Annotated in this window: 22 protein-coding genes and 5 pseudogenes; 10 read left to right on the forward strand and 17 right to left on the reverse strand. The window is 65.2% G+C overall.

Annotated features, from left to right (window positions below; translation table 11 throughout):
- Positions 1-2: 2 nt before the first annotated feature.
- The 7 genes from ggt to FQV39_RS31735 all read left to right on the forward strand — a co-directional run bounded on the left by ggt (position 3) and on the right by FQV39_RS31735 (position 8,368).
- Positions 3-1,697: a gamma-glutamyltransferase gene (gene ggt / locus FQV39_RS31705; protein ID WP_248313534.1), complete on the forward strand. Its 1,695-nt coding sequence runs from the start codon at positions 3-5 to the stop codon at positions 1,695-1,697.
- A gap of 62 nt (positions 1,698-1,759) precedes the next feature.
- Entirely contained in the window at positions 1,760-3,337 is a 1,578-nt protein-coding gene (locus tag FQV39_RS31710) for an ABC transporter substrate-binding protein (protein WP_149134407.1), read from the forward strand.
- On the forward strand, positions 3,337-4,278 hold the full coding sequence (locus tag FQV39_RS31715; RefSeq protein WP_149134408.1) for an ABC transporter permease: 942 nt from the start codon (positions 3,337-3,339) through the stop codon (positions 4,276-4,278). The genes FQV39_RS31710 and FQV39_RS31715 overlap by 1 nt, the downstream gene beginning before the upstream one ends.
- Positions 4,279-4,286: 8 nt before the next feature.
- Positions 4,287-5,168, forward strand: a complete 882-nt coding sequence (locus tag FQV39_RS31720) for an ABC transporter permease (RefSeq protein ID WP_149134409.1) — start codon at positions 4,287-4,289, stop codon at positions 5,166-5,168.
- Positions 5,165-6,787: a dipeptide ABC transporter ATP-binding protein gene (locus tag FQV39_RS31725; protein WP_149134410.1), complete on the forward strand. Its 1,623-nt coding sequence runs from the start codon at positions 5,165-5,167 to the stop codon at positions 6,785-6,787. The genes FQV39_RS31720 and FQV39_RS31725 overlap by 4 nt, the downstream gene beginning before the upstream one ends.
- An 81-nt stretch (positions 6,788-6,868) precedes the next feature.
- Positions 6,869-8,173, forward strand: a complete 1,305-nt coding sequence (locus FQV39_RS31730) for an NAD(P)/FAD-dependent oxidoreductase (protein WP_149134411.1) — start codon at positions 6,869-6,871, stop codon at positions 8,171-8,173.
- A 57-nt stretch (positions 8,174-8,230) separates the two neighbouring features.
- Positions 8,231-8,368, forward strand: coding sequence for a protein NO VEIN domain-containing protein (locus FQV39_RS31735; protein WP_349238609.1), 138 nt, complete (start codon positions 8,231-8,233; stop codon positions 8,366-8,368).
- Between the two features lie 300 nt (positions 8,369-8,668).
- Here the strand turns inward: FQV39_RS31735 and FQV39_RS31740 are convergent, their stop codons facing one another.
- The 10 genes and pseudogenes from FQV39_RS31740 to FQV39_RS31785 form a co-directional block, all read right to left on the reverse strand.
- Positions 8,669-8,863 carry a hypothetical protein gene (locus FQV39_RS31740; RefSeq protein ID WP_149134412.1) on the reverse strand — a complete coding sequence of 65 codons (195 nt, stop codon included), beginning with the start codon at positions 8,861-8,863 and terminating at the stop codon, positions 8,669-8,671.
- Between the two features lie 60 nt (positions 8,864-8,923).
- On the reverse strand, positions 8,924-9,973 hold the full coding sequence (locus FQV39_RS31745; protein WP_149134413.1) for an ArsR/SmtB family transcription factor: 1,050 nt from the start codon (positions 9,971-9,973) through the stop codon (positions 8,924-8,926).
- A gap of 4 nt (positions 9,974-9,977) precedes the next feature.
- Positions 9,978-11,513 (reverse strand): arabinosylfuranosidase ArfA, encoded by a 1,536-nt coding sequence (gene arfA, locus FQV39_RS31750; RefSeq protein ID WP_149134414.1) that lies wholly within the window; start codon positions 11,511-11,513, stop codon positions 9,978-9,980.
- A complete protein-coding gene (locus FQV39_RS31755) occupies positions 11,510-12,355 on the reverse strand; it encodes an ABC transporter ATP-binding protein (protein WP_149134415.1) in 846 nt (281 codons plus the stop codon). The genes arfA and FQV39_RS31755 overlap by 4 nt, the downstream gene beginning before the upstream one ends.
- A complete protein-coding gene (locus FQV39_RS31760; protein WP_149134416.1) occupies positions 12,352-13,362 on the reverse strand; it encodes an ABC transporter ATP-binding protein in 1,011 nt (336 codons plus the stop codon). Before FQV39_RS31760 ends, FQV39_RS31755 begins: the two co-directional genes overlap by 4 nt.
- A complete protein-coding gene (locus FQV39_RS31765; RefSeq protein ID WP_149134417.1) occupies positions 13,359-14,222 on the reverse strand; it encodes an ABC transporter permease in 864 nt (287 codons plus the stop codon). Before FQV39_RS31765 ends, FQV39_RS31760 begins: the two co-directional genes overlap by 4 nt.
- A complete protein-coding gene (locus FQV39_RS31770; RefSeq protein WP_149134418.1) occupies positions 14,222-15,226 on the reverse strand; it encodes an ABC transporter permease in 1,005 nt (334 codons plus the stop codon). Before FQV39_RS31770 ends, FQV39_RS31765 begins: the two co-directional genes overlap by 1 nt.
- A gap of 106 nt (positions 15,227-15,332) precedes the next feature.
- On the reverse strand, positions 15,333-17,183 hold the full coding sequence (locus FQV39_RS31775) for an ABC transporter substrate-binding protein (RefSeq protein WP_248313557.1): 1,851 nt from the start codon (positions 17,181-17,183) through the stop codon (positions 15,333-15,335).
- Between the two features lie 235 nt (positions 17,184-17,418).
- Positions 17,419-17,922 (reverse strand): annotated as a pseudogene (locus FQV39_RS31780) (substrate-binding domain-containing protein); the annotation flags it as partial.
- A 4-nt stretch (positions 17,923-17,926) separates the two neighbouring features.
- A pseudogene (locus tag FQV39_RS31785) lies at positions 17,927-18,583 on the reverse strand (zinc-binding dehydrogenase); the annotation flags it as partial.
- A 26-nt stretch (positions 18,584-18,609) separates the two neighbouring features.
- Between FQV39_RS31785 and FQV39_RS33445 the strand changes: the two are divergent.
- A complete protein-coding gene (locus FQV39_RS33445; protein WP_187640368.1) occupies positions 18,610-18,747 on the forward strand; it encodes a hypothetical protein in 138 nt (45 codons plus the stop codon).
- A gap of 124 nt (positions 18,748-18,871) precedes the next feature.
- Here FQV39_RS33445 and FQV39_RS31790 read toward each other — a convergent pair whose 3' ends face one another.
- The 3 genes and pseudogenes from FQV39_RS31790 to FQV39_RS31800 all read right to left on the reverse strand — a co-directional run.
- Positions 18,872-19,960 (reverse strand): alkene reductase, encoded by a 1,089-nt coding sequence (locus tag FQV39_RS31790; protein ID WP_149134422.1) that lies wholly within the window; start codon positions 19,958-19,960, stop codon positions 18,872-18,874.
- 33 nt (positions 19,961-19,993) lie between these two features.
- A complete protein-coding gene (locus FQV39_RS31795; protein ID WP_149134423.1) occupies positions 19,994-20,404 on the reverse strand; it encodes a cupin domain-containing protein in 411 nt (136 codons plus the stop codon).
- 45 nt (positions 20,405-20,449) lie between these two features.
- A pseudogene (locus tag FQV39_RS31800) lies at positions 20,450-20,959 on the reverse strand (FAD binding domain-containing protein); the annotation flags it as partial.
- On the opposite strand from FQV39_RS31800, the gene FQV39_RS34015 reads away from it, so the two are divergent.
- Entirely contained in the window at positions 20,960-21,457 is a 498-nt protein-coding gene (locus FQV39_RS34015; protein WP_248313535.1) for an alkaline phosphatase family protein, read from the forward strand. It abuts the pseudogene before it with no gap.
- The gene (locus tag FQV39_RS34020) at positions 21,441-21,692 is read left to right on the forward strand and encodes an alkaline phosphatase family protein (protein ID WP_248313536.1); all 252 of its coding nucleotides are present in this window, start codon (positions 21,441-21,443) and stop codon (positions 21,690-21,692) included. The genes FQV39_RS34015 and FQV39_RS34020 overlap by 17 nt, the downstream gene beginning before the upstream one ends.
- A gap of 269 nt (positions 21,693-21,961) precedes the next feature.
- Here FQV39_RS34020 and FQV39_RS31810 read toward each other — a convergent pair.
- The 4 genes and pseudogenes from FQV39_RS31810 to FQV39_RS34025 all read right to left on the reverse strand — a co-directional run.
- A pseudogene (locus FQV39_RS31810) lies at positions 21,962-22,232 on the reverse strand (transposase); the annotation flags it as partial.
- Positions 22,205-22,759, reverse strand: coding sequence for a hypothetical protein (locus tag FQV39_RS33450; protein ID WP_187640369.1), 555 nt, complete (start codon positions 22,757-22,759; stop codon positions 22,205-22,207). The pseudogene FQV39_RS31810 and the gene FQV39_RS33450, both read right to left, overlap by 28 nt.
- A 146-nt stretch (positions 22,760-22,905) precedes the next feature.
- Positions 22,906-24,198, reverse strand: coding sequence for an epoxide hydrolase family protein (locus FQV39_RS31820; RefSeq protein ID WP_149134425.1), 1,293 nt, complete (start codon positions 24,196-24,198; stop codon positions 22,906-22,908).
- A 348-nt stretch (positions 24,199-24,546) separates the two neighbouring features.
- Positions 24,547-24,666 (reverse strand): annotated as a pseudogene (locus FQV39_RS34025) (IS110 family transposase); the annotation flags it as partial.
- Positions 24,667-24,700: the final 34 nt, after the last annotated feature.

The following is a 24,700-nucleotide window of genomic DNA, read 5'->3' on the forward strand; positions in this document are numbered from 1 at the left end:
CTATGGATTGGCGCGATCGGGCGGGCAGCCCCTTCATCTGCGAGAAGACTGCAGTCGCCGCGCATCGCGGCATGGCGGTGACGAACCATCCGCTCGCCTCCGCGGCTGCCGTCGAGATGCTGGCGGCTGGCGGCAACGCGGTCGATGCCGCGGTCTCGGCTCTCTTCACGCTGACGGTCGTCGAGCCGATGATGGTCGGCATTCTCGGCGGCGGCGCCGCCCTGATCCGTCTGGCGGATGGACGCGAGATCGTTCTGGACGGCCTGTCGACCGCGCCGGCAGCAGCACGCCCGGACAGCTTCACGCCGATCTCGGACGAATGGCCTGACTATATGGAGGCCAGGGGCCGTGCCAACCGAGTAGGGCCAAAGGCCATTGCCGTGCCCGGCACGCTCAAGGCCTGGTGCGAGGCGGCCGAGCGCTTTGGCCGCCTGCCACTGCGCGACCTGATCGAGCCGGCGATCCGCCATGCCGAACGCGGCTTCAAACTCTCGCCCTATCTCGCGACCTGCATTGCCGAAATCGCTCCCGATCTCGCCTTGGATCCCGAGATCGCAGCCGTCTTCCTGCCGGGCGGCAAGCCGCTGCAAGCCGGCGATCTGCTGGTCCAGAAGGACTATGCCGGAACGCTGCGGCAGATCGCGCAGGAGGGGCCTGATGCCGTCTATGGCGGTGAGCTCGGTCAGCGCATCGCGACCCATCTAGAACAGGTCGGCTCCTTCCTGCGCTTCGAGGATCTCGTCGCCTACCGGACGATCGAGCGGGAGCCGGTTCGTGGGCTCTATCGCGGCGTCGAGATCGTCGGGCCGCCGCCACCTTGCTCGGGCGGCGTTCAGACGCTGCAAATCCTCAATCTTCTCGAAGCCTATGACCTCGGACAGCTCGGCTTCGGCACGAGCGAGACGCTGCATCTGGTGTTGGAGGCGCTGAAGATCGCTGCCGCCGACCGGCGCGCCGTCACCGCCGATCCCGATTTCGTCGATGTGCCCACCGCCCGGCTGATTTCCAAGGCCTATGCCGAGTTGCGGCGCCCGGAGATCGACCCGGGCCGGGCGCAGGCCTTCGAGGCCCGCATCCTCTCGAGCGAATCGGCCAACACCACGCACGTCACCATCGCCGATGCCGAGGGCAACATCGTCACCTCGACGCAGACGATCAACAGCCTGTTCGGCGCGCGCATCATGATCCCCGGCACCGGGATCATCCCGAACAACTACATGTACCTGTTCGATCCGCATCCTGGAAAGGCGCTGTCGCTCCAGCCCGGCAAGCGCATCACCAGCGGCATCACCGCGCTGATCGGCAAGCGCGACGGCAGGCCGATCTTCGCGCTCGGCCTGCCCGGCGCGCACCGCATCCCGGCCTCGGCCATGCAGGCCGTCCTGAACATGGTCGATCACGGCATGACGCCGCAGGAGGCGGCCGAGGCGCCACGCGTCTTCACCTGGGGGCAGGAGGCCGAGATCGAACTTGGCGTGCCCGAGACCGTGCGGGCGACGCTCGCCGGACTCGGCCACCGCGTCTCGGCCGTCGATCACGTTGCTGGAGGCATGGGCATCATCGGCTTTGCCGCCGACGGCACGATGGAAGGTGCAGCGTGCTGGCGCGCCGACGGCGTGCCGATGGGCGTGGGCGGCGGCGCGGCCCGCGAAGGCACCTCGTTCTGGCCCGATCCGCGTCGGGGCCGCAGCTACTGAGCCGAAAACGATTTCACAGCGAACCGGGCACAAGGCCCGCCTGACAAAGGGAACGGAGCCAAATGCTGATCAACCGACGCGACGCCCTGGCGCTGTCAGCCGGAGCGCTTTTCGCCGCCATGAGCCCTGCATGGGCGCAGGGAAAGAGGACATTGAGGCTGGCGCCGCACGCCGCCCTGCGGGTCCTCGATCCCGTCGTCACCAACGCCTACATCACCCGCAACCACGCCTTCATGGTCTACGACACGCTGTTTGCGGTCGATTCTAAATATCGACCGCAGCCGCAGATGGTGAAGGAGTGGTCGGTCAGCGATGACAAGCTGGCTTGGACCTTCGTGCTGCGCGACGGCCTCGCCTTTCATGACGGCCAGCCCGTCACGGCCGAGGACTGCATCGCCTCGATCGCGCGCTGGACCAAGAAGGATGTGGTGGGCCTGCGCCTCGCGGCCGTCACCGCCAGCATGCGCGTCGTCGACGGCAGGACCATCCGCATCGAGCTCAAGGAACCGTTCGGGCCGATGCTGGAGGCCTTTGCCCGTCCCAGCTCGATCCCGCTCTTCATCATGCCGAAGCGGATCGCCGATCTTCCTGCGGACAAGGTGCTCGAGGAGGTCGTTGGCTCCGGCCCGTTCCGCTTCCTGCCTTCGGAATTCCGTCCGGGCGTGAGCTGGGCCTATGAGCGCAACGAGAAATACGTCCCGCGTTCCGAGCCGCCCGATGGCCTCGCCGGCGGCAAGCAGGCCAAGGTCGACCGTGTCGAGGTCGTCTGGTTCCCGAGCAAGCAAACGGCGATCAACGCACTCGCCAAGGGCGAGATCGACCTGCTCGAAAACCTGAATGCCGATCAGCGTTCGCTGCTCCAGGGCAACAAGGACATAGTGATCCGGCGCCGGCCTGGCCCGAACGCCTCGACCATCCGCTTCAACTGGGCGCAGCCGCCCTTCGACAATGTGAAGGTGCGCCAGGCGGTGCAGGCCGTCGTCACCCAGCAGGACTACATGGATGCGTCGATCGGCGATCCCGAGTCCTATCAGGTCTGCCCCGCCTTTTTCGGCTGCGGCACGCCGCTGGAGACGACCGTCGGCTTTCCCGACACCGGCAAGCCCAACATCGCCAAGGCCAAGGCGCTGCTGCAGGAAGCCGGTTACAAGGGCGAGAAGATCGTCATCATCACGCCGGGCGACATCGCCTCCTTCGCCCCGCTGGCACCGCTGACGCAGCAGCTCCTGCGCCAGATTGGCATTCCCTCCGAGATCCAGACCATGGAGTGGAGCGCCTTCCTTGCCCGGCGCGCCAAGCCCGACCCCGTCGCGGAAGGCGGTTGGAATCTGGCCCATGCCGTCTTCGACCGCATCGACCTGATCTCGCCGCTCGGCAACCTCAACTTCGATGCGCGTGGCAAGGGCGCCTATACCGGCTTCGTCGACGACCCAGAGACCGAGGCGCTGAAAGGCCGCTACCAGCGCGAGACCGACCCCGCCAAGCAGAAGGCCATCGTCGAGGCGATGCAGAAGCGCGCCTACGAGCTCGTCTTCTACATCCCGCTCGGCACCTATTTCGACTACGAGGCCTTCCGCTCCAACGTCTCGGGCTATGTGCCGTCCCCGGTCATGGTGACCTGGGGCGTGGACAAGGTCTGATGTTGAGGCTGATCGCGCTCAGGATCGCGATGGCGGTGCCGGTGATGCTCGTCGTCGCCACCATCGTCTTCCTGCTGCTTCGCCTGAGCCCCGGCGATCCGGCGTTGATCATCGCGGGTGAGACAGCCGGACCGGAGGCGCTCGCCCGCATCCGGGCCGATATGGGGCTGGATCGGCCGCTCTTCGTGCAATATCTCGCCTGGCTCGGCGAGATCGCGCGCGGTCACCTCGGCATCTCCGTCCTGTCGAAGATCCCGGTGCTCAGCCTGATCTTCGACCGACTGGAACCGACTCTCGTGCTGGCGATCAGCGCGATCATCATCACGGTGCTCATCGCCGTGCCGCTCGGCGCGATCGCCGCCTGGCGGCACAATAGCTGGATCGACCGGGCCGTAATGATGCTTTCGGTCGTGGGCTTCTCGGTCCCGGCCTTCGTCATCGGCTACATCCTGATCCTGCTGCTCTCGGTGAAGGCGGACATCTTCCCCGTGCAGGGCTATGTCAGCCCGTTCGACGACCCGGTCGCGGCCTTGCGCCATCTTGCCTTGCCCTCGATCACTCTGGCGCTGGTCTTCATGGCGCTGATCTCGCGTGTCACCCGCTCCAGCCTGCTCGAAGTGCTCGGCGAGGATTTCGTCCGTACCGCGCGGGCCAAGGGCAATTTCGAGCGCCGCGTGCTCTGGCGCCATGCCCTGCCCAACGCCGCGGTGCCGATCATCACGGTGATCGGGCTCGGCATCGCCCTGCTGATCAGCGGCGTGGTCGTGACCGAGAGCGTCTTCACCGTTCCCGGTGTCGGCCGTCTGACCATCGATGCCATCCTCGCCCGCGACTATCCCGTTGTGCAGGGCCTCATGCTGTTCTTCGCGCTGATCTATGTCGGCGTGAACCTCCTGATTGACATCGCCTATGTGATCGTCGATCCGCGCATCCGCTATTGAGGCCCGCCATGACCGCAATGGAACGGGCCAATTCCCCTTCGCGACGCAGCCATCTCGTCGAGACACTGCTGGCGAATCGCGTCGCCCTGCTCAGCGCAATCCTGCTGCTCGCGATCGTGCTTTCCGCCATCTTCGCCACGGTGATTACCGGCGACGATGCCTTTCTGATCCGCCCGCGCCAGCGGCTGCGGCCGCCGGGGGGCGAATTCTGGTTCGGCACCGATGCCCTCGGCCGCGACGTCTTCGCGCTCGTGCTCCATGGCGGAAGGATCTCGCTGCTTGTCGGCCTGCTCTCGGCGCTAGCGGGGGTAGCTGCCGGCACCGTGGTCGGCCTCCTCACCGGCTATCTGCGCTGGCTCGATCCGATCGTGATGCGGATCATGGACGGCATCATGGCGATTCCCGGCATCCTCTTTGCCGTGGCGCTGGTCTCGCTGGTCGGGCCGAGCCTCGTGACGATCGTGGCCGCCATCACCTTCGCTGAGATCCCCCGCGTGACACGGCTGGTGCGCAGCGTCGTGCTCAGCGTGCGCGAGGAATCCTATGTCCGTGCGGCAGAAGGGCTGGGCATCCCGCCGCTGCTCGTGCTCGTCCGCCACATCCTGCCAAGCTGCATCGCGCCGCTGATCGTCCAGACGACCTATATGTTCGCAGCCGCGATTCTGTCTGAAGCCGTGCTCGGCTTCCTCGGCGTCGGCTTCCCACCTGATCTGCCGAGCTGGGGCAATGTGTTGGCCGAAGGCCGCGCCGTTTTCCAGCGCGCGCCCTGGACGATCATCGCGCCTGGCCTGTTCCTGGCCGTGACCGTAATGGCGGTGAACCTGCTCGGCGACGGGTTGCGCGATCGCCTCGATCCGCGCCTTTCCCGCGCCGCGAAGGTGTCGTCATGACCGTGTCCGAGCCGATCCTGCGCATCGAAAACCTCAGCGTCGCGCTCCCGGCCGGGCTCGACCGCACCCATGCGGTTCAGGCGCTCTCTCTCGACGTCCACCGCCGTCAGATCGTCTGCGTAGTCGGCGAATCCGGTTCGGGGAAATCGGTGACGGCTTCGGCCGTCATGCGCCTCCTGCCCGAGAAGGTGCTGCACATCACCGGCGGCACGATCCGGCTCGAAGGCGAGGACATCGCGGCCGCATCGCCGGCGCGTCTGTGCGAATTGCGCGGCAACCGCATGGCGATGATCTTCCAGGAGCCGCTGACCGCGCTCAACCCGGTCATGCGCGTCGGAGAGCAGATCGCCGAAGTGCTGCGGATTCACCGTCCGGAGATGGCGCGGGACCAAGTGAATGCCCGCGTCATTGAGTTGATGGCGGACGTCCATCTGCCTGACCCGGCACAGCTGGCGAAAGCCTATCCGCATCAGCTTTCCGGTGGCCAGCGCCAGCGCGTGATGATCGCGATGGCCTTGGCGCTGGAGCCGGCGCTGATCATCGCCGACGAGCCGACCACGGCGCTGGATGTCACCACCCAGGCGCAGATCCTGCGGCTGTTCCGTGAGCTTTTGACCAAGCACGACAGCGGTGTCCTGATGATCACCCATGATTTCGGCGTCGTCGCCGATGTCGCGGATCACGTCGTGGTCATGCGACAGGGCGAGGTCGTGGAGCGTGGTGCGCCAGACAAGGTGCTGACAGCGCCGGAGCATCCCTACACCCGCGCACTGATCGAGGCGGTGCCACGCTTTCGCTATCGGACGGAGCCGGAAGGGAACGACCAGCCGGTTCTTGAGGTCGAGGAGCTGTCCTTGACCTATCGCAGCACCAGCTTCCTCGGCGCGCGGCGAGAGACCCGCGCTCTGGATACCGTTTCCTTCCGCCTCGCGCCCGGAGAGACTCTGGGCGTCGTCGGCGAATCCGGCTCTGGCAAGACCAGCCTCGCCAAGACGTTGCTGCGCTTCGAGACGCCGGATTCCGGTCGCATCCTCTTCAAGGGGCGCAATATCGCCGGCTTGGGTGGCGCGGAGCTCCGGGAAATGCGTCGCCACATCCAGATGGTGTTCCAGGACCCGTACAAGTCGCTGAACCCGCGGCGCCGCATCGGGCAATCCCTGATCGAGGGGCCGGTTCAGCACGGCGTATCGCGCGCGAAGGCCTTGGCCCGTGCCGAGGAGCTGATGGAGCTCGTCGGGCTCAGGCGCGATGCGCTCGATCGCTTTCCGCATGAATTCTCGGGCGGTCAGCGCCAGCGCATCTGCATCGCGCGTGCACTTGCCATGGAGCCTTCGGTCATCGTCGCGGACGAAGCCGTCTCGGCCCTCGACGTTTCCGTGCAGGCGCAGGTGCTGCGATTGTTCGAGGATCTGCAGAAGCGATTGGGCTTCGCGATGATCTTCGTCACGCACGATCTGCGCGTTGCCTCCAACATCTGCGATCGCATCGCGGTGATGCAACGCGGCCGGATCGTCGAGATCGGCCCGTCGCGGCACGTCTTCGAGGAACCGGAAGCGTCCTACACACGCGAATTGCTGGCAGCGGTGCCGGGTTTCGCGCGCGAGGTCGTGGCTGTCTGACCTGCCGCGCTGCCCGTTTACGGCTGGCGGCCTTCGCGAATGCCGGGGGGCGCCGCATCCTGTTTCACGGCTTGGCGAGACATGACGACGACAACGAAAGCTCCGAACTACAAGGCCCCGTCCGGCTGGAATGCGCTGCTACCGCGGCGCATCGCGCGGCAGCAGGTTCCGCGTGATCGTCGCTTCAGGAACGTCGTTGTAGGTGCAGGCTATACCGGCCTGGCTGCTGCCCGACGGCTGGCGGAACTCGTTCCGGGCGAAGAGACGCTCCTTCTCGAATCTTCTACCGTCGGCGAGGGCGCCTCGGGCCGGAACTCCGGCTATCTGCTGATCAATCCCGGCGAGCCGAGCGCCAGCGCGGCTGGTTTTGCCGGCGAGTGGGCCACTCGACAGATTGCGCTGGTTCAGGCGGGAGTGGACTGGTTGCGCGAACTTGTCGCCACGCATTCGATCGACTGCAATTGGCAGGAAACCGTGCCGGCCATCACGGCTGCGGCGACACCCCGCGGCGAAAGATCCCTCCGTGAGACACGCAGGCGCTATGAAGCCTGGGGCATCGAGACGAGAGAATTTTCTGCCGAGGACCTGCGGCGCATTCTTGGAACCCCCTATTACTGCCATGGAATCCAGTCGTTGACCCGCGCTCTGGTCCAACCAGCCGCGCTTCATCGAGGTATTGCCGACAGCCTGCCTGCCGCCGTGACGTTGCTTGAGAACACTACGGTGGAGTCGTTGAGCGGCGCGGCGCATTTCACGGTCGGAACCAGCCGGGGCGATTTCATCGCTGACAGGGTGTTCGTCACCAACAACCTGCACGCCCGCGCCTTCGGGCTCGCCCGCGACCGGATGATCGGCATCTACACCTATGGCGCCTTCACACCGGAGCTCGACGGGGAGCAACTGGATCTCCTCGGTAAAAGCCCCGAATGGGGCGCCTTACCCGCACATCGGATGGGCACCACGATGCGTAAGACGATGGGGCGCCTGCTGATCAGAAGCGGCGACTCTTACGAGCGCGAGCTTGAGCCCGCTGCGGTCCGGGCTATGCTGACGGCGCTCCATCGCAAGCGCTTCCCGGCCATGCGGACCCACGCGTTCGAACATGTCTGGGGAGGGTTGACCGCTGTGACACATAACGGCGGCTTCCTCTTCGGGCAGGTCAAGCCCGGATTGTTCGTCTCTGCGGGATGCGGTGGGGCAGGTGTTACGCGCGGTACCATTCAGGGAAAACTGCTGGCGGAGTTGGCCTGTGGCTCACAATCACCGCTGCTGAGCGACCGGCTGGCGCAGAGCGGCCCGAATTGGCTACCTCCCGAACCTCTTAGAGGCACAGGCGCGAAGGTCCAGATCGCCTGGGAGCAATGGCTCGCGGCCGCCGAGCGTTGAGCCGCTCATTCTTCGCCTGACGCGTGCGCCCCCGGCGCGTGCGGCGCGGGCTTTGACATTCGGTCGTTCGAGGAGGACGGCCGCGAGACCCTGATTGAGGTCAAGACCACCCGCGGCGCCCTTCTATCTCACGCTCAACGAGTTGGCCGTCGCGAGCGAGCGGCCTGGCGCCTGGAGGATCTACCGCGTCTTTGAGTTTGGCTAGACGTCCCGGATATTCACGCTCAGGCCGACCGGGGCGAGTCCATCTGTCCGCTGCCTCAGATGCATCTTCCGCACTTGAAGGCGTGCTTGCTGCTGGAACCCGCAGCGGTGGCGTTGTGCGGATGTCGGGGACGAGCATGGCGGCGCCGCAAATCGCGCGGGCGGCTGCCATCCCATGCCTCACGGGAATGAGCCAGCCGAGCGGATCGAGTCAAGGTGATGCAGGCCATGACCTCGTGCAGTTGCTCGATGGTCAGGTTTGCCCCGTATCCCAGGATGCGATCAGCCGCGTCAGACTTGGCGAGGCTCTGCTGATCTCATGAAATCGAACGCGCTGCCGTTAGGCCCGATCCGCGCCCCAGCGTCCAATTGCAGGGCGGCGCTGGCGCGCAGGGCGATGCCAGCGCGCGTCGCGATCTCGTAGCCGAGGACGAGACAGGTCAGCAGAGCTTGGCCATCGAGAGCGCCCTCCTCGAGCAGATCCAAAAAATTAGAAGTTCTGCACTTGGGCAGCTTAGTGTTCGGATGGTCTGCTGTTTGGAAGCGCTAGCTTACAACATGAGGTAAAGCGTTCACACTATTCAGATGCAGTCGCATCTTGATGTCTTGGTTGTAGTTTCCAAAGCCGCGCCCGAAAATATTGACACCTCCCGGCCGACCTTCCTTTTCATCGATTCCGATACGGAGCCGGATCGAATGATGGCGATCGAGATCGAGATCTGTCAGGACGACGTCGCCCAGTCGACGCTCGCCGAGGAAGGTGCCCTCGGCCGTGATGCGCCAGGTCGTCAGAATGCCGTATTGGGAGCCTTCGAGCTTCCACCAGGGCGGGGTGTAGGTCCCGCGCCGATCGCCATAGTCGCCAGGGCAGGTCCACGTGCCGACCTTGTGTCCGTTGACCCAGAGGCTAATGTCGGACGGCCAGTCGGCATTGGTGCCCGGCACCTCCGACGACATCTCCATATCGAATTCGAGCGCGGTGATCGCCCGGTTCAGCACCTTCGCGTTGTTCGGGAACTTGTATTCGACATAGCCACGACCAAACCAGATCAGCCCCGCCTGCACGCGGCGCGGATCGAGGAAAAGCTCGGGGACGTCGAGCACGCCGAGTATTCGCTGGGTTGAGCAGAGGCCGCAAGGCGCCGAGACGTTCGAGCTCGTATAGAGCCCGAGCGGCATTTCGACCTCGACAACGTTGTTCTCGCGGCTCGGGTCGTCCGGATCGAGATTGACGACGATCTCGGAATAGCGCGCGGCACAGATCTTCTGCTGACCCTTGGCAGCCTTGCCGAGCGAGGTCGAGATCAGCTCGGCTTCCTCCAGCACCTGGACATTAGTCGCGATCGTCGACTGCGGCAGGCCGAGCGCCTCGGCGATCTGGTTGATGTTCTTGGGGCCGTGCCGGTTGAGCAGCTTCAGAATGCGAAGCCTGACCGGGGAGGCCAGGCCGCGCAGCACCTGATACTGCCGCCCCGAATCAACCACGAGGAAACCCTGGCCCTGCCGCCCCTCGGCCCATGGCGCGCCGCCGCCGCCGTTGCGGCGGCGCCTGCGAGTTGAGGCTGTCGGGCTCTGGTCCACCTTTGCGGGCGCCATTCTGTCAGCTTTCGAGCCGGATCACATTCCACGAGGCCGGCTGCAATTCCAGAGCGATCCTGTCCGATTTCGTGGATACAGCCTTCAGCGTCGCTGGTTTGACCTTGAGCGGTTCCTTCTTGCTGTTGACCGCTTTCAGATCGCTATGGTGCAGCTCCGTCGCTTCCGTGACCTTGAGCTTGCCGAAGCCCCGCGCATCGATCGCGACGTCGATGCTCTGTTCCAGGTCGCGGTTGAGCAGGAAGAGCGAGACGCCCTTGTCGTCGCTCACCACCGACGCCTTCAGATAAGGTGCGTCGATCGGATAGAAGAGATCCTGCTTGCCGCGCGGATCGAAGTAGCTGGCCTGGTAGTTCTCGGATTTGACGATGGCCTTGAGCACAGTGCCGCGCCCGAGACGGCTCATCTGGGCGAACGGCCAGAAGATCGTCTGACGCCAGGCCGGTCCGCCGGTTTCGGTCATGATCGGCGCGATGACGTTGACGAGCTGCGCGAGGCAGGCGGCCTTGACCCGGTCGGCATGGTTGAGGAGCGAGATGCAGGCGCCGCCGAAGACCAGAGCATCCTCCATGGAATAGATCTCCTCGAGGATGGGCGGGGCCACCGGCCAGCCCTCCTTGACGCGATCGGCCCGGACGCGGCGTGTGCGGTACCAGACGTTCCACTCGTCGAAGCTCAGCATGATGCGCTTGTCCGAGCGCCGCCGTGCCGCGACCGCGTCCGAGATCGCGACCACCTCCTCGATGAAGTTGTCCATCAGGTCGGGACTGGCCAGGAAAGCCTTGGTGTCGCCGGCATAGTTGTTGAAGTAGGTGTGCAGCGAGATGAACTCGACCTGGTCGAAGGTGTGCTCCAGCACCTCGTCTTCCCAGCGGCCATAGGTCGGCATGTTGCGACCCGACGAGCCGCAGGCAGCGAGTTCGATCGACGGGTCGATCCAGCGCATCATCTTCGCCGCTTCGTGCGCGACACGGCCATATTCGGTCGCCGTCTTGTGTTCCATCTGCCAGGGGCCGTCGACCTCGTTGCCGAGGCACCAGAACTTCACGTCGTGCGGCTCTTTCCAGCCGTGCTTGATACGCAGGTCGGACCAGGCCGAGCCGGCTGGATGATTGCAGTATTCGACGAGATTGCGCGCCGCGTCACCGTCGCGCGTGCCGAGATTGACAGCGAGCATCGGCTCGATCTTCGCCGCGCGGCACCAGTCGATGAACTCGTTGGTTCCGAAGCTGTTGGGCTCGGTGGTGAACCAAGCGAGGTCGAGCCGGGCGGGGCGATCCTTCGCCGGGCCGACGCCGTCCTCCCAATTATAGCCCGAGACGAAATTGCCACCGGGATAGCGCATGATCGTCGGCCCGAGTTCCGTGACGAGGTCGAGCACGTCCTTGCGGAAGCCGCGCTTGTCGGCGGTCGGATGACCGGGCTCGTAGATGCCGCCGTACACGCATCGACCGAGATGCTCGACGAATGCGCCGAACAGCCGGGGATCGGTCTCGCCGATGGCGAAGGCGCGGTCGAAGGTGATGCTGGCTTGTCTCATGAGCTGGCTCCGGGTGTTGCAATGGCTTTCGCGGAATGGGTGAAACGGAAGGCTCCCGCGCTGTCGGGCGTGAGCACGGCGTCGCGGAGCTGGCGGGAATAGGGATGGGTGGGGGCGGAGAGCACGGCGCGGGCCGACCCTTCCTCGACCACGATGCCCTTCTGCATGATGATCAGCCGGTCGCTGATGTAGTAGGCGGTGGCGAGGTCGTGGGTGATGTAGATGATCGACAGGCCGAGATCGTCGCGCAGCCGGCCGAACAGGTTGACGATCGACATGCGCAGCGAGGCGTCGACCATCGAGACCGGCTCGTCGGCGACGATCAGCCTGGGCTTCGCGACGAGCGCACGAGCGACCGCGACGCGCTGGAGCTGGCCACCGGACAATTCATGCGGAAAGCGCCCGCTGATCTCGGCCAGCGATAGACCGACCTGCCTGAGCGCTTCGTCCGCTTGCTTCTCGGCGGCCTTCCGGCCGGAGGCGCCGCCGAAGCGCTCCGCCGTCATGAACAGATAGCGGTCGAGCTGCTTCAGCGGGTTGAAGGCCTCAAACGGGTTCTGGAAGATCGGCTGCACCTCGGCCATGAAGGCCCGGCGCTCATAGGCTGCGACATCGCGCCCTGCGAGCCTGATCCGGCCGGAACTCGGCGCATGGATGCCGAGGATCATGCGGGCCAGCGTCGATTTTCCCGAGCCGGACTCGCCGATCACGGTGAATATCTCGGGCTCGTCGTCCTGTAACGCGAAGCTGACCTCCTTCACGGCGTCGATGCGCTGCGTCGACAGCAGCCCGCCGCGCGAGAAGCTCTTGCTGATCTTGTCGAGTTCGAGCAGCGCGCTCATGTCGCCGCTCCGGGATTGACGGCGTGACAGGCAACGCGATGGCCAGGCATAGTCGCGATCATCGCCGGCACTGTCGTCGCGCATACGGGCATGGCAAGCGGGCAGCGCGGGTGGAAGCGGCAGCCCGGTGGCGGGGCAGCGAGGCTGGGCGGGGTGCCCTCGAGCCCCTCGCGCTGCTTGACGTCGCCGATGCGCGGGAGGCTCGCGATCAGATGCCGCGTATAGGGGTGCAGCGGCTCAGCGAAGATTTCGGCCGTCTCGCCATCCTCGACCAGCCGCCCCGCATACATGATGCCGAGCCGGTCGGTCAGCGCCGCATGCACGCCCATGTCGTGCGTGATGAACAGAACGCTTGAGCCCATCTCGCGCTGGATGGCGCGCAGCATCGTCAGCACGTCCTTCTGCACCACGACGTCGAGTGCTGTCGTCGGCTCGTCGGCGATGATGAATTCCGGCTTGCAGATCGTCGCGAGCGCGATCGTGACACGCTGGCGCATGCCGCCGGAGAGCTCATGCGGATAGGCCTCGAGCACGGAAGGGTCGAGCTTGACGCGTTCCAGATGCGCCTCGGCCCTGGCGTCGAACTCGGCTTTGCTGCCGCCGAGATGGCGCCAGGCGAAGTCGCGGAAGCTGTATCTGATCCGCCTGAGCGGATTCAGCACGTTCATCGAGCCCTGCATGATGTAGGACAGGTGACGCCAGCGGATACGGCGCACGACCTCTTGCGGGGCCCGGCCGATCGCATCCCATTCCGGCAGGAAAGAGAAGCGGGCCGACCCGCCGACCATTTCGAGTGGCGGCTTCAGCAGTCCTGCGATCGTCTTCACCAGCGTCGTCTTGCCGGAGCTGGATTCGCCGGCGAGCCCGTAGATCTCGTTGCGGCGAACATCGAAGCTCACCCCGTCAACCGCCCGGACCTCGCGATTGACGCCGAAATAGCGGGTGCGGAAATGCGCCTGGAGGTCGCGGACCTCCAGCACCGGCGTCTGATCGGCCGCGCCGGTCATCGGCTGCCCCCCATCCTTGCCAGGCGGCTGCGCGGGTCGATGTATTCGTTCATCGAGACGGCGAGCAGGAAGAGGCCGACGAAGGTCATCACCACCAGCCCAACCGGGAAGGCGATCCACCACCAGATGCCGGCGACCAGCGCCGTGTGCTGGTTCGCCCAGTAGATCATGCCGCCGATGGTCGGGGTGTTGATGTCGGTGAAGCCGAGGACGGCGAGGGTAACCTCGATGCCGATCGACCAGTTCATGTTGTTCATCGTGGTCGAGAACACGATGGGCATCACATAGGGCAGATGCTCGCGCGCCAGGATCTCGTGCGTCTTCATGCCCGAGAAGATGCTCGTCTGGGTGAATTCGCGGGTTTTCAGGCTGAGCGCGACCGAGCGGATCAGGCGGGCGTCATAGGCCCAGCCGAGGCAGGCCATGATGGTGGCGAGCAGCGGCGTCGACATCGTGTCGCGCAGCACGAAGTAGAACAGGATCAGAATCGGGAACAGCGGGATGATGATGAAGGTGTCGTTGATCGACATCAGCACCCGGTCGATCCAGCCGCCGCTGTAGCCGGCGAGCAGCCCGACCACGAGGGCTATGACCCGCGACAGCAGCGCCACCATGATGCCGAAGCTCAGCGTGTTGCGGATCGCGAAGGTCAGGTGCCAGAACACGTCCTGTCCGCGCGAGGTCGTGCCGAGCCAGTGGCCGGACGAGGGCGGCAGATCGGGCGGCACGAGATAGACATCGCCCGGAGGATAGGGAGCAACGAAGGACAGCGCCGCCATGACCAGCACGACGGACACGAGCACGAGGCCGATCCGGAACTCGATATTGTAGCGGAGGAGGTCGCGCAGGATGGTCAGCATCAACGCAGCTCCACACGCGGATCGATCAGCGGATAAAGCAGGTCGATGATGAGAACGCCGATGGAGACGGCGATGATCGAGACGGTCGTGACGCCAAGAACGAGCCCGTAATCACCGGCATAGACCGCGTCGACGAGGAGCGTGCCGACCCCGGGATAGCCGAAGACCTTCTCTGTGATCACCGCGCCGTTGAAGATGCCGCCGAGCGACATGGCGAGCCCGGTGACCTGTGGCGCCAGCGCATTGCGCATGACGTAGGATCCGAGCACGCGGCGGCTGTCGAGCCCAGCAATCTCGGCATAGACCACGTAATCCTCGGTCACGACGTTGGAGACCAGCGAGCGCATGCCGAGGAACCAGCTGCCGAGACCTATCAGGATCAACGAGAGCGCGGGCAGGATCGAATGCAGTAGGACGCTGGAGACGAAGGCCCAGTTCCAGCCCTGCGGCAGGTTCATCGCGGAGCCGCCGGTGATCGGCAGCACCGGCCAGAGGAAGCCGAAGACGACGAGCAGCATTAGCGCGACGATGTAATAGGGGATCGGGTGGATGCCCATTGCGATCACGCCCATCAGCTTCAGTGTGCGGTTGCGCTGGTAATAGCCGGCGAGGCCACCGAGCAGATTGCCGAGCACCCAGCTGATCAGCGTCGAGACGATCAGCAGCCCGGCGGTCCAGGGCAGCGCCCGGCCGATCAGGGTCGAGACCGGCGTGGGAAAGGCGGAGAGCGAGGGGCCGAAATCGCCGAGCAGCACCCGGCTCCAGAATGTGACGTATTGCTCGCTCGGCGTTCCCTTCAGGCCATAAAGCTCCTGAAGCGAGGCGCGCATCGCCGCGATCGCCTCGGGCGAAGTGCTGCCGAAGGAGGTCACAGCCGAGATCGACTGCTCGACCGGGTCGATCGGGGAGGCATGAGTGATCACGAAGGCCAGGTTGACGCCGATGAAGACGACCACGACGAACTGGACCAAGCGTTTCGCGAGGTAGGCGATGTAAGCGTTCATGCGACCCCGAAAGCTCCACCTGGCCGGCGGCGAAGTGCCGCGCGCCGGCTGGCGATTGTCCTGGGAAGGAGGCGGGGCCGTCCCTCGAGGCGCGGCCCCTGCCGGATCACTTGGTCGGCTTCAGCCGTACGAACATGTAGCGGGAGTTGCCCCAGTTCGTGACCGGGTTGGCGTAAGGGTTGTCGGAGGTCGGGTAGCCGGTCCAGTAGGTCTGATCCATCGCCGTGAAGACGTTGTAGGCCATCAGCGGGATGATCGGCATTTCGCGCGTCATCAGCTTGACGTAGTCGCGCCCGAGCTCGACGCCTTTGGGATCGTCGAAGCCGATCCTGCGGATGTCCTCGATGATCTTGTCGAGCTCGGGATGCGACCAGCGCTGCCAGTTGCGCAGCGGCTGCGGCTGGCCGGGTTGCGCGACGAACTGCGAATGCCAGCTGTCCATGAAATAGGACAGGTCCTGGTGCCCGCCCCAGGTCTCGACGCTCCAGCCGATGAAGCTGTCGAAGTCGCCGGCGGCGCGGCGGGTCAGCAGCGTGCCCTGCGCGACGTCGATGCGAGCGTCGATGCCGGCCTGCTTCCACTGCTGCACGATCATCGTGCCGGCGCGCGTCATCACCGGCCTCAGGTCACCCTCGACCATCAGCCTGACGACGAAGGGCTTGCCGTCCGGCGTCAGCCACTGGTTGCCCTGCTTGCGGAAGCCGGCGCGCGTCAGCAATTCGCCGGCCGCCGCGACATTGGTCTTCCACCAGCCGAGGCCGAAGGAATTGGCGATGACGGCGGGGTCGGATGGGATCTGCTCACCCATCGAGGGCCGCAGGAGGTCGGCGATCTGCTTACCCACGGTCGGATCGTAAGGCTTGAACTTGCTCTTGCCGGTGTCGATCTCGAAATCCTTGAGCCAGGCCTCCATCGGCTTGTGGTAGGCCTCCGGATGGATGCCGGTCGGCGGAACGGCGATCGCCGAGATCGTCGCGGCGCCGCGATAGGCCGCCATCGACACCGCCTTGACGTCGATCATCAGCGCCAGTGCCCAGCGGACGTCGCGGTTCTTCAGGTTTTCGTTCTGGGTGTTGAAGATCACCGCCGGCAGGGTCGGATCCGGATGGCCGTAGGGGAAGCCCTTGAACCAGGCGCGGGTGCCCTTGTCCTGCTTCGCCAGGGTGAACATGCCTTCCGGCGCGATGTCGTGGATGACGTCGAGCTCATGATTGAGCTGGGCAATGACGCGCTTGTCCGGCGGCCCCGGGTCGATATAGGCGAGGTATTTCGGCCCGGGCTTGCCGAGGCTGCCGAGCGAGGTGCGCTGCCAGTCCTCGCGCAGCTGCCAGATGTACCACTTTCCGTCGGGGTCGAAGGAGTGCAGCGTATAGGCGCCGAGCGTGACCGGCTTGTTGAAGTCGAACTTCAGGGGGTCCTCGATCTTGTCGAAGACGTGTTTCGGCAGGATCCAGATCGCGCCCCAGCGGACCGTGAAATTGGTATGGAAGCGGGAATTCGGCTTCTTCAGCTTGAAGATCACCGTTTCCGCATCGGGTGCCTCGACGAGGGCGACGTTGTTCGCCAGCACCGCGGAGAAGCGCATGTTCGCGTTCTTGACCTGGATGTCGACGGTGGCCTTGACGTCCGCGGAGCTGAACTCCACGCCGTCGCTCCAGAACAGGCCGCGCCGGAGCTTGACCTGCATCTCGGTGAAGTCGGCATTGTAGACCGGCTTGTCGGCGGCGAGCGAATTGTACCAGGGGCCGTCGAGGCCTTTCTCGGGGTCGATGTACCAGAGGGTGTCGAGCGCCGCCTGCTGCAGCCCGTTCGACTGGCTACCGGCGTTGATCGCCCAGATGTTGAACCAGCCGGCGTTCTTGATCGTCCCTTCCGGATTTTCGAGGATCAGGAGCTCATTGCGGGGAATATTCTGTGGAATGCCCTGCGCCGTGGCCGGCGCGGGTGAGAGCGGCATTGTCGCAGCCAATAGCGCAGCCGCAAGCAGCCAGGCGCGCAAACGCGTCATCGTCACCTCCCTGAACGGGGCGTTTCTCGCCCTTTATGGTCGGGAGCTTAGGCGCCGCCCAAAATCGGGGCAACGGCGGATATGATCCATATCAGAAGGTTAGATATAGAATGATTATCACGCTGATTTTTATAGCTTTTTCTTGATAGCTTACTTCGGCAAGTGAGCATTCAAAGCCTGTTGATCAAGGGAGATTGTCCCGCAGGAAAATATCGATGCCGATGCGCTCCTGATCCGGAAACAGCGGATCGCCAGAGCAATATGCGAGGAGCAGGCGTGCGGCCGAGCGCGCCTCGTGACCGAGGTTCCGGCTGATGATCGCGTCGACCTCGCCGCGCACCAGGAAGCGACGGGTGTGTGCGGTGAGTTCATGGGCGATCCAGACGATGGCGCTGCTGCGGCCCGCTTCGTTCAGCGCTGCGGCGATGCCGCGATTGCCGGCGCCGACATTGTAGATTCCGATGAGGTCGGGCTTCTCGCGCAGCAGCGAAACGCTGGCGCGGCAGGTGAGCTCGTTGTCGTCCTTGCCCTCGACCGCTGGGAAGACGGTGAGTCGTGGATACTCGACCGTCAGAGCCTGATTGAAGCCGAACTGGCGCTCGGCATGATCGCGCGGCGCCAGCGATCCGGCCATCACGCCGACAGCCCCGGACCTGCCGTGCAGGAAACACGAGACGGCCGGAGCTGCGCGTTCAGGCGACCTCGACGAGCGCTTTGACGACGCCGGCGGCGGGATCGGTCAGGCTTGCGAATGCCCGAGGTACGTCGGCCAGCTGCATACGATGGGTGATCAGGGCGTCGCGCACCTCACCGGCGCGCAAGGCCGCCATCACGCGTTCGAAATCCCCGATCGTGGCGTTGCGGCTGCCGAGCAGCGTGGTCTCGCGCTTGTGGAATTCGGGATCGGAGAAGCTGATCTCGCCCGCCACGATCGAGACGAGCACATAATTGCCGCCATGAGCGACGAAGCCGAAGCCGCGCTCGATCGCCTTGGGATTGCCGGTGGCGTCGAAGACGGTGTCGAAGAACTCGCCATCGGTGAGGGCCGAGAGCGCATCGACGTCGCCTTCGCCGAGCTCGACGGTGGAGGCGATGCCGAGATGCGAGCGGGCGAAGGCGAGCCGGTCGGCGCGGCCGTCGATCAGCGTCACCTCCGCCCCTTCGAGCCGGGCGAAGATCGCAACCGCGAGCCCGATCGGCCCCGCTCCGGCGATCAGCACCCGGTCGCCCGCTCCGGTGCTGGCCCGCGCGACCGCATGGGCGCCGATCGCCAGGAACTCGACCATCGCCGCCTGGTCGACGCTCAGCCCCTCGGCCTTCAGGACGAAGGGTTCCGGAAGGCAGAGATACGCAGCGCGGCACCACCGTTCTGCTCGTGGAGCAGAATGTCGGGCTCGCACTCGCGATCGCCGACCGTGCCTATGTGATGGAAAGCGGCGCCGTGGTCCATGCCGACACCGCGCAGGCCATGCTGGCGGACCAATCCGTTCAGGAACTCTACCTCGCCGTTTGACCTGCTGTTGTCCCGGCAAAGCCAAGGATGACCGCGTGTTCCATGAAAAATCAGCAGGCAAAAAACGACCGCGTCGGGAAGGCCCGGCGCGGTCCCTGTCAGGGCAAAAGCTGTCCCGGCCGCGTCAGGCTGCCGAGGAGGTGAGGGCGGGATAGTCGAGATAGCCTTCGGCGCCCTGCGAATACCAGGTTTCCATGTCGTCCGGGTTGAGGGCAGCGCCCATCGCGAAGCGTTCGGGCAAGTCCGGATTCGCCAGGAAGGCACGCCCAAAAGTGATCGCGTTGGCTTCGCCGGCGGCGATGACCGCGCTGGCGCGCGCCAGGTCGAAATCCGAGTTCAGGACCAGCGGCCCGTCGAACGCCTTGCGGATCACCGGCGCCATCGGCGGGTGATCGGGTCTGCCGCGCGTGCCGTTGGGCGGCGGCTCGCGCAGTTCGAGGAAAGCGATGCCGAGCGCGGACAGGGCCTGCGCCGCCGCGCGGAAGAGCGGCACCGGCTGCGGATCGTTCACGCCCTGGGATTCGCCATTGGGCGAGAGCCGCACCGCTAGCCTGTCGGCTCCGACGACGCCGGCGACCGCCTCGCTGACCTCGCGCAGCAGGCGCGTGCGGTTCTCGATCGAGCCGCCATAGGCGTCCATCCGCAGGTTCGCGCTGGAACGCAGGAACTGGTCGATCAGGTAGCCATTGGCGGCATGGAGCTGGACACCGTCGAAGCCGGCGCGCAGTGCGTTGTCCGCTGCCCGGCGGTAATCCTCGACGACGCGCGGGATCTCTCCGATCTCCAAGGCGCGCGCCTGGGCGTAGGGCTGCTTGCCATCATAGGTGTGGGCCAGCCCCGGGGCGGTCGTCGACGAGGAGGAGACTGGCGCGGCGCCGTTGCGCAGGCTCGGGTGCACGACGCGGCCCATGTGCCAGAGCTGGCAGAAAATGCGCCCTCCGGCGGCATGGACCGCATCGGTGACGCGGGTCCAGCCGGCGACCTGGTCGTCCGACCAGATGCCGGTGGCGAAGGGCCAGCCCAGCCCTTCGCGGCTAATGCCTGTCGCCTCGCTGATGATCAGGCCGGCGCCGGCGCGCTGCGCGTAGTAGTCGGCCATGATCGGGGTTGGCAGATGGTCGCGCGTCCCGCGGGCGCGAGTCAGCGGGGCCATGAAGATGCGGTTCGGCGCCTGCACGGCCCCGATACGGATCGGATCGAACAAGATCGGCATGTGGTTTCCCGGAATCTGGAAGGTGAGCGCGCGTCAGGCGGCTGGCAGCGGGGCGTTCGCCCCTTGCTTGAACTCGACGGTGGTGAAGACGAGCTCGGTGTCGCCGGTGTTGGTCAGGTCGTGGATCATGAACTCGCCCGAGCCATAGGCGTGGTGCTGGGTGTCGCCGGGCTTGTAGGAGACTTCCGCCACGCGGCCGTCGGCGTATTGGGAGCGCGCGCTGCCGCCCGTCACAGCGGTCCAGAAATAATCCAGGACATGGGTGTGGAAGCCGATGCGCTCGCCGGGCTGCAGGGCCAGTGCCCAGACCCGGACGCGGTCGGTCTCGGACACGAGCTGCGTACCGACGAGACCACGGCCGAGATTGGCTTCGAACTCGGCGCGGTCATGGGCCGAGAGGTTCGCGGGAGGGTTGGGCCAGACGAAATCGCTGTTCTGGGTCATCGGTCTCATCCTTTCTGTCGCTGTTGCAAGGAAGCGGTCGTCGCGTCAGGCGGCGATGCCGGTCGAAACTGCGGTTTCCGTCATCACGGCCTCGGGCTTGCGGTGGCGTTCGGCCAGCTCGCGCTCCGCCGGCGTAAGGAGCTGGGCCTGCATGTAGGCGCCGAGGTCGCGGGCGCGCTTGATCACCGCCCGCCCATAGGGCAGGCGCTCGGCCTCGAAGGCGGCCAGGCCGGCGGCGATGTCGTCGCCATGGGCCTCGAGGGCACGGGCGAGCGACCAGGCGTCGGCCGCCGCCTTGGTCACGCCCATGCCGACATGCGGGCGGGCGACGAAGGCGGCGTCGCCGATCAGGGCGACGCGGCCCTGGATGGCCATCCAGGGTGTTTCCAGATCCTGGATCGACTGGATGAAGGGCTGCGAGGTTTTCTCGACGACTTCCGCGAACTGAGGCGACAGCAGCCTCCGGGCGGCCTGCCGCATCTCCTGCTGGACCGCCGGCCGGATCTTGTTGGGCGGGATGGAGAGCTCGTGCTGCACGCCGTCCACGATGACCAGTTGGGCAGCCTCATCCACGCGTTCTACCAGCAGCAGGCGCAGATCAACGGCGGCAAGATGGACCGTTTTGCCTTGGCTTCAGACGCCAAGGGCTATGCCATGGCCGCTTGGGACGGCTCCTCTCTGAAGATGTTCGAGCTGGCGAAGCGCTACACCCTTGCCGACAACTTCTTCCATGCGGCCTTCGGCGGCTCGTTCCTGAACCATTTCTGGCTGGTTTGCGCCTGCACGCCGGTCTACCCGAATGCGCCGGAGAAGATCGTCGCGAAGCTCGATTCCAACGGGACGATGGTGCAGGACGGCTTCGTCACGCCCGACGGCTACGCCGTGAACACGCTGGAGCCGATCGGCGGACCGCATGAGCACAAGACCAAGCCGGAGCGTTTGCTTCCCGTCCAAACTCTGCCCACGATCGGGGATCGGCTGGCGGAGAAAGGCGTCAGTTGGGCCTGGTACAGCGGCGGCTGGAACGAAGCAGAGTGTGATCGTCACCTATGACGAGAACGGAGGCTTCTGGGATCACGTCGCCCCGCCCTCCCGCGACCGCTGGGGGCCGGGTGTTCGGGTCCCGACGCTGATCGTGTCCCCTTTCGCGAAGAAGGGGTTCGTCGATCATGCGCTGTATGACACGACGGCGGTGCTCAAGCTGATCGAGACCCGTTTCGATGTCGCCCCGCTGACCGAGGCGGATGCCAAGGCCCCTCTGATGAGCAACGCCTTCGACTTCAATTGATCGGCTGCCGGAGATCAGCCGTCGGCTCAGCTTCGAGACTCTGCGCGATCTGCCGGATTTCGAGAGGCTCGAGACTGGCGGTCGGCTGAGCCGGGACAGGCTGCTCGCGGCCATCGATCTCAATCCGCCGGCGGCAGACCATCCCGGTGACGACGAGACATAGGCGCTGCGTTCGGGCGCGAAATTATAAGGCTTGGAGCTGCTTGGCCGAGGTCCGAGCAGACCGCTCTATCCCGAACGGGCTCATACGAAACCTTCTGATCATCGCGAAGCTCGCACACCCGCTCCTCGAGCCGCCGCATTTCCGAGCTGCCGACGACGGGCTCGTCCGAATCCACCGCTGCCGGGCCTCCCGCGCTCGCTCAACAGACGGCGCCAGCGATACAGAAGATTGAGCGCCACCCCGTTGCGCCGGGCAACCGACGACACCGTCTCGCCCGGCTTGAAACTCTGCTCGATGATCCGCAGTTTCGCTTCCATCAACCAATGACGACGCCGCGCCTCGCCCGTGATCACCTCATCCGTCGAGGACACCGGCATTGATCTGTTTCAGCGCTCCGAAGGAGGTGTTGTGGCCCGACGAAGCGGGCGCTGGCGAGGTCTGTGCTTTCGCTTGGCCGCTCAGCCCGGGACCTGCTACGGCCGAAGCGAGCGCTCGCGAGCATCCCCATCGCGGCATAATTCACCGGCGCAGCTTGGTTGTTGCCGCGATCGAGGCTGAGATTGGCGACCCTGCAGATGCTGAGCGCGACGAGGTTCTCGTCGATATACTCGGCCGGCAAGCTCAGCTTGGTGAGGAGATCGAGCGTCGCCAGGGTCTCCGGATCCCGCATGAGCGGCAAGTCCAGGATATCCTCGATCGTCCGGTCCCCCAGGAGCGCCCAGAAGCGCTCGCATTCGAGACGCGCTTCCGTCTGGCTCGGGTGCGCGGACCAGTCGATGCCGCTTCGCTGCAAGCCTCTCAGGGCGACGGCGACCGCGCTCTCGCCGTCACCGAGCATCGTGTGAAGATTGACCAGCCGACGCGCGACGGCACATTGCTGGACTGTGCCGACCGATCGCGCCATCAGAGCATTCAGACGCTCTTCGGCGGCTGCCAGCGCGCCCGTGCAGACCTCGCGCGGGCGCAGTGGCCATCGTGAAGAGCGAGCCGGCAACGAGAATTGGCGGCGCACGAGGTCTTGCGCGCCGCCAGGCTCCGATTTCGAGAGAGTCAGCGGAGCGATTTGAACGAGGCGCGCATCTCGCTGACGAAGGCAGCGGGCTGTTCCCAGGCTGCGAAATGGCCGCCCTTCGCAAGCCGGTTGTAGTGGATCAGCCTGGGGTAGGCCTTCTCCACCCAGCTCTTCGGCGCCTGATAGATCTCGTCGGGAAAGGCGCTGATCGCCGCCGGCAGCGTGACGCCCTTGGGTGCGAAGAAGGGGAGCTTGCTCTCCCAGTAGAGCCGGGCGGACGACACCGCGGTGCCGGTCAGCCAGTAGAGTGCGACATTGTCGATCAGGTCCTCCTTGGAGAGGCCTTCTTCGGCGTTGTCGAACACACGGGTGACCAGCTCCATGCTCCGCACGTCATGGTCGAACATCCAGGACGCCAGCCCGATCGGGGAATCCGCCAGCGCGTAGAGCGTCTGGGGGCGCTTCTGCATCTCGATCGCGTAGCCCAGCCCGTTCTTGTAGAAGCTGTCGAGCTGGTCATAGGCCCGCCGCTCGTCGGCCGAGAGGCTAGCCGGTGCGCCGCCGCCCGCTGCGAGCGCCTTCGCGATATCGTCGGGCACCGATGCCGGCATGTTGGTGTGGATGCCGATCAGCCCCGGAGGCTGCAGCAGCGCCAGCTGTTCGGTGACCGCATTGCCCCAGTCGCCGCCCTGTGCGACGTAGCGGGTGTAGCCGAGACGCTGCATCAGGACGGCCCAGGCCTTGGCGATACGGATTGGATCCCAGCCGAGTTCGGTCGGCTTGCTGGAAAAGCCGTGCCCCGGCAGCGAGGGGATCACCAGGTCGAAGGCATCGGCCGCCGTCCCGCCATGAGCGGTCGGGTCGGTCAGCGGGTCGATGATCTTGAGCTGCTCGAAGATCGAACCCGGCCAGCCATGCGTGACGATCATCGGCAGCGCAGTCCGATGCTTAGATTTCACATGGATGAAATGAATGTCGACGCCGTCGATCTCGGTGATGAAATTCGGCAGGTTGTTGAGATAGTCCTCGGCCTTGCGCCAGTCGTACTCGTTCGCCCAATAGTCGGCGGCGGCCTTCATCGTCGCCAGTTTCAGCCCCTGCGAGGTATCGCCGACCGTTTCGCGGTCGGGCCAATTGGTCGCCAGCACGCGGCGCTTCATGTCGGCAAGCGCAGCCTCGGGGATGCTGATCTTGAACGGACGCACCGCCGCGTTCCCCGAGGCGGGGGCGGATTGCGCCGAGGCGACGCGCGGCAGGCCGATGGCGACGGCGCCGGCCAACGATGTCGCAAGGAACTTGCGCCGGCCGATTTCTAAATTGGCAAATGACATGATGCTTCTCCTGTGAGGCGACGCGAACCGCGACTCTCAAGGAAAGCTGCTGTGGATTTCCACGGTCGGCTGGCTTGAGATCGTTCGGTCGCGCTCCCCGCTATTTCGCTGTGTTGGTCGGTGCTCGGTAGCCACCCGAATAGATAGGCAGCCTCTCACTGAGCCGACAGGGCCAGCCGAAATGATCGTTTGGGTATGAATCCGACGGCAATGGCCTGTGCCAGAACCCTTTCGCACTGGTGATCCACCCCCCCCCCCCGGGACCCCAGCTATCTTCCAAGTTGACGAATTAAATCAGTAAGATGGGACACGTATCGCCCTGGGTCCTGCTTCGGTGCTGATTCACACGACAAGGCAAGGCTCAAGCTTCGAGAAGAACGTCAGGACTTGCGATCGACGCAACTGACGCTTCACGACGACCTCGCCATCTGCAGCGATCGCGTGGACCTGGAAAACCTGCTTAGCCAGGTCGAGCCAATAACCTGAATCTGCGACATGGAAA

It is taken from the genome of Bosea sp. F3-2, from assembly GCF_008253865.1.
Classification (GTDB): Bacteria; Pseudomonadota; Alphaproteobacteria; order Rhizobiales; family Beijerinckiaceae; genus Allobosea.

Coding starts and splice junctions, on each gene's coding strand:
- FQV39_RS31795 (WP_149134423.1), bottom strand. CDS start 20,404: ATGACCCAGAACAGCGATTTCGTCTGGCCCAACCCTCCCGCGAACCTC.
- FQV39_RS31790 (WP_149134422.1), bottom strand. CDS start 19,960: ATGCCGATCTTGTTCGATCCGATCCGTATCGGGGCCGTGCAGGCGCCG.
- ggt (WP_248313534.1), top strand. CDS start 3: ATGGATTGGCGCGATCGGGCGGGCAGCCCCTTCATCTGCGAGAAGACT.
- FQV39_RS31745 (WP_149134413.1), bottom strand. CDS start 9,973: ATGGCGCCCGCAAAGGTGGACCAGAGCCCGACAGCCTCAACTCGCAGG.
- FQV39_RS33450 (WP_187640369.1), bottom strand. CDS start 22,759: ATGGCGCGATCGGTCGGCACAGTCCAGCAATGTGCCGTCGCGCGTCGG.
- FQV39_RS31730 (WP_149134411.1), top strand. CDS start 6,869: ATGACGACGACAACGAAAGCTCCGAACTACAAGGCCCCGTCCGGCTGG.
- FQV39_RS31715 (WP_149134408.1), top strand. CDS start 3,337: ATGTTGAGGCTGATCGCGCTCAGGATCGCGATGGCGGTGCCGGTGATG.
- FQV39_RS31720 (WP_149134409.1), top strand. CDS start 4,287: ATGACCGCAATGGAACGGGCCAATTCCCCTTCGCGACGCAGCCATCTC.
- FQV39_RS31765 (WP_149134417.1), bottom strand. CDS start 14,222: ATGCTGACCATCCTGCGCGACCTCCTCCGCTACAATATCGAGTTCCGG.
- FQV39_RS31770 (WP_149134418.1), bottom strand. CDS start 15,226: ATGAACGCTTACATCGCCTACCTCGCGAAACGCTTGGTCCAGTTCGTC.
- FQV39_RS31725 (WP_149134410.1), top strand. CDS start 5,165: ATGACCGTGTCCGAGCCGATCCTGCGCATCGAAAACCTCAGCGTCGCG.
- FQV39_RS31710 (WP_149134407.1), top strand. CDS start 1,760: ATGCTGATCAACCGACGCGACGCCCTGGCGCTGTCAGCCGGAGCGCTT.
- FQV39_RS31755 (WP_149134415.1), bottom strand. CDS start 12,355: ATGAGCGCGCTGCTCGAACTCGACAAGATCAGCAAGAGCTTCTCGCGC.
- FQV39_RS31820 (WP_149134425.1), bottom strand. CDS start 24,198: ATGTCATTTGCCAATTTAGAAATCGGCCGGCGCAAGTTCCTTGCGACA.
- arfA (WP_149134414.1), bottom strand. CDS start 11,513: ATGAGACAAGCCAGCATCACCTTCGACCGCGCCTTCGCCATCGGCGAG.
- FQV39_RS31775 (WP_248313557.1), bottom strand. CDS start 17,183: ATGCCGCTCTCACCCGCGCCGGCCACGGCGCAGGGCATTCCACAGAAT.
- FQV39_RS31760 (WP_149134416.1), bottom strand. CDS start 13,362: ATGACCGGCGCGGCCGATCAGACGCCGGTGCTGGAGGTCCGCGACCTC.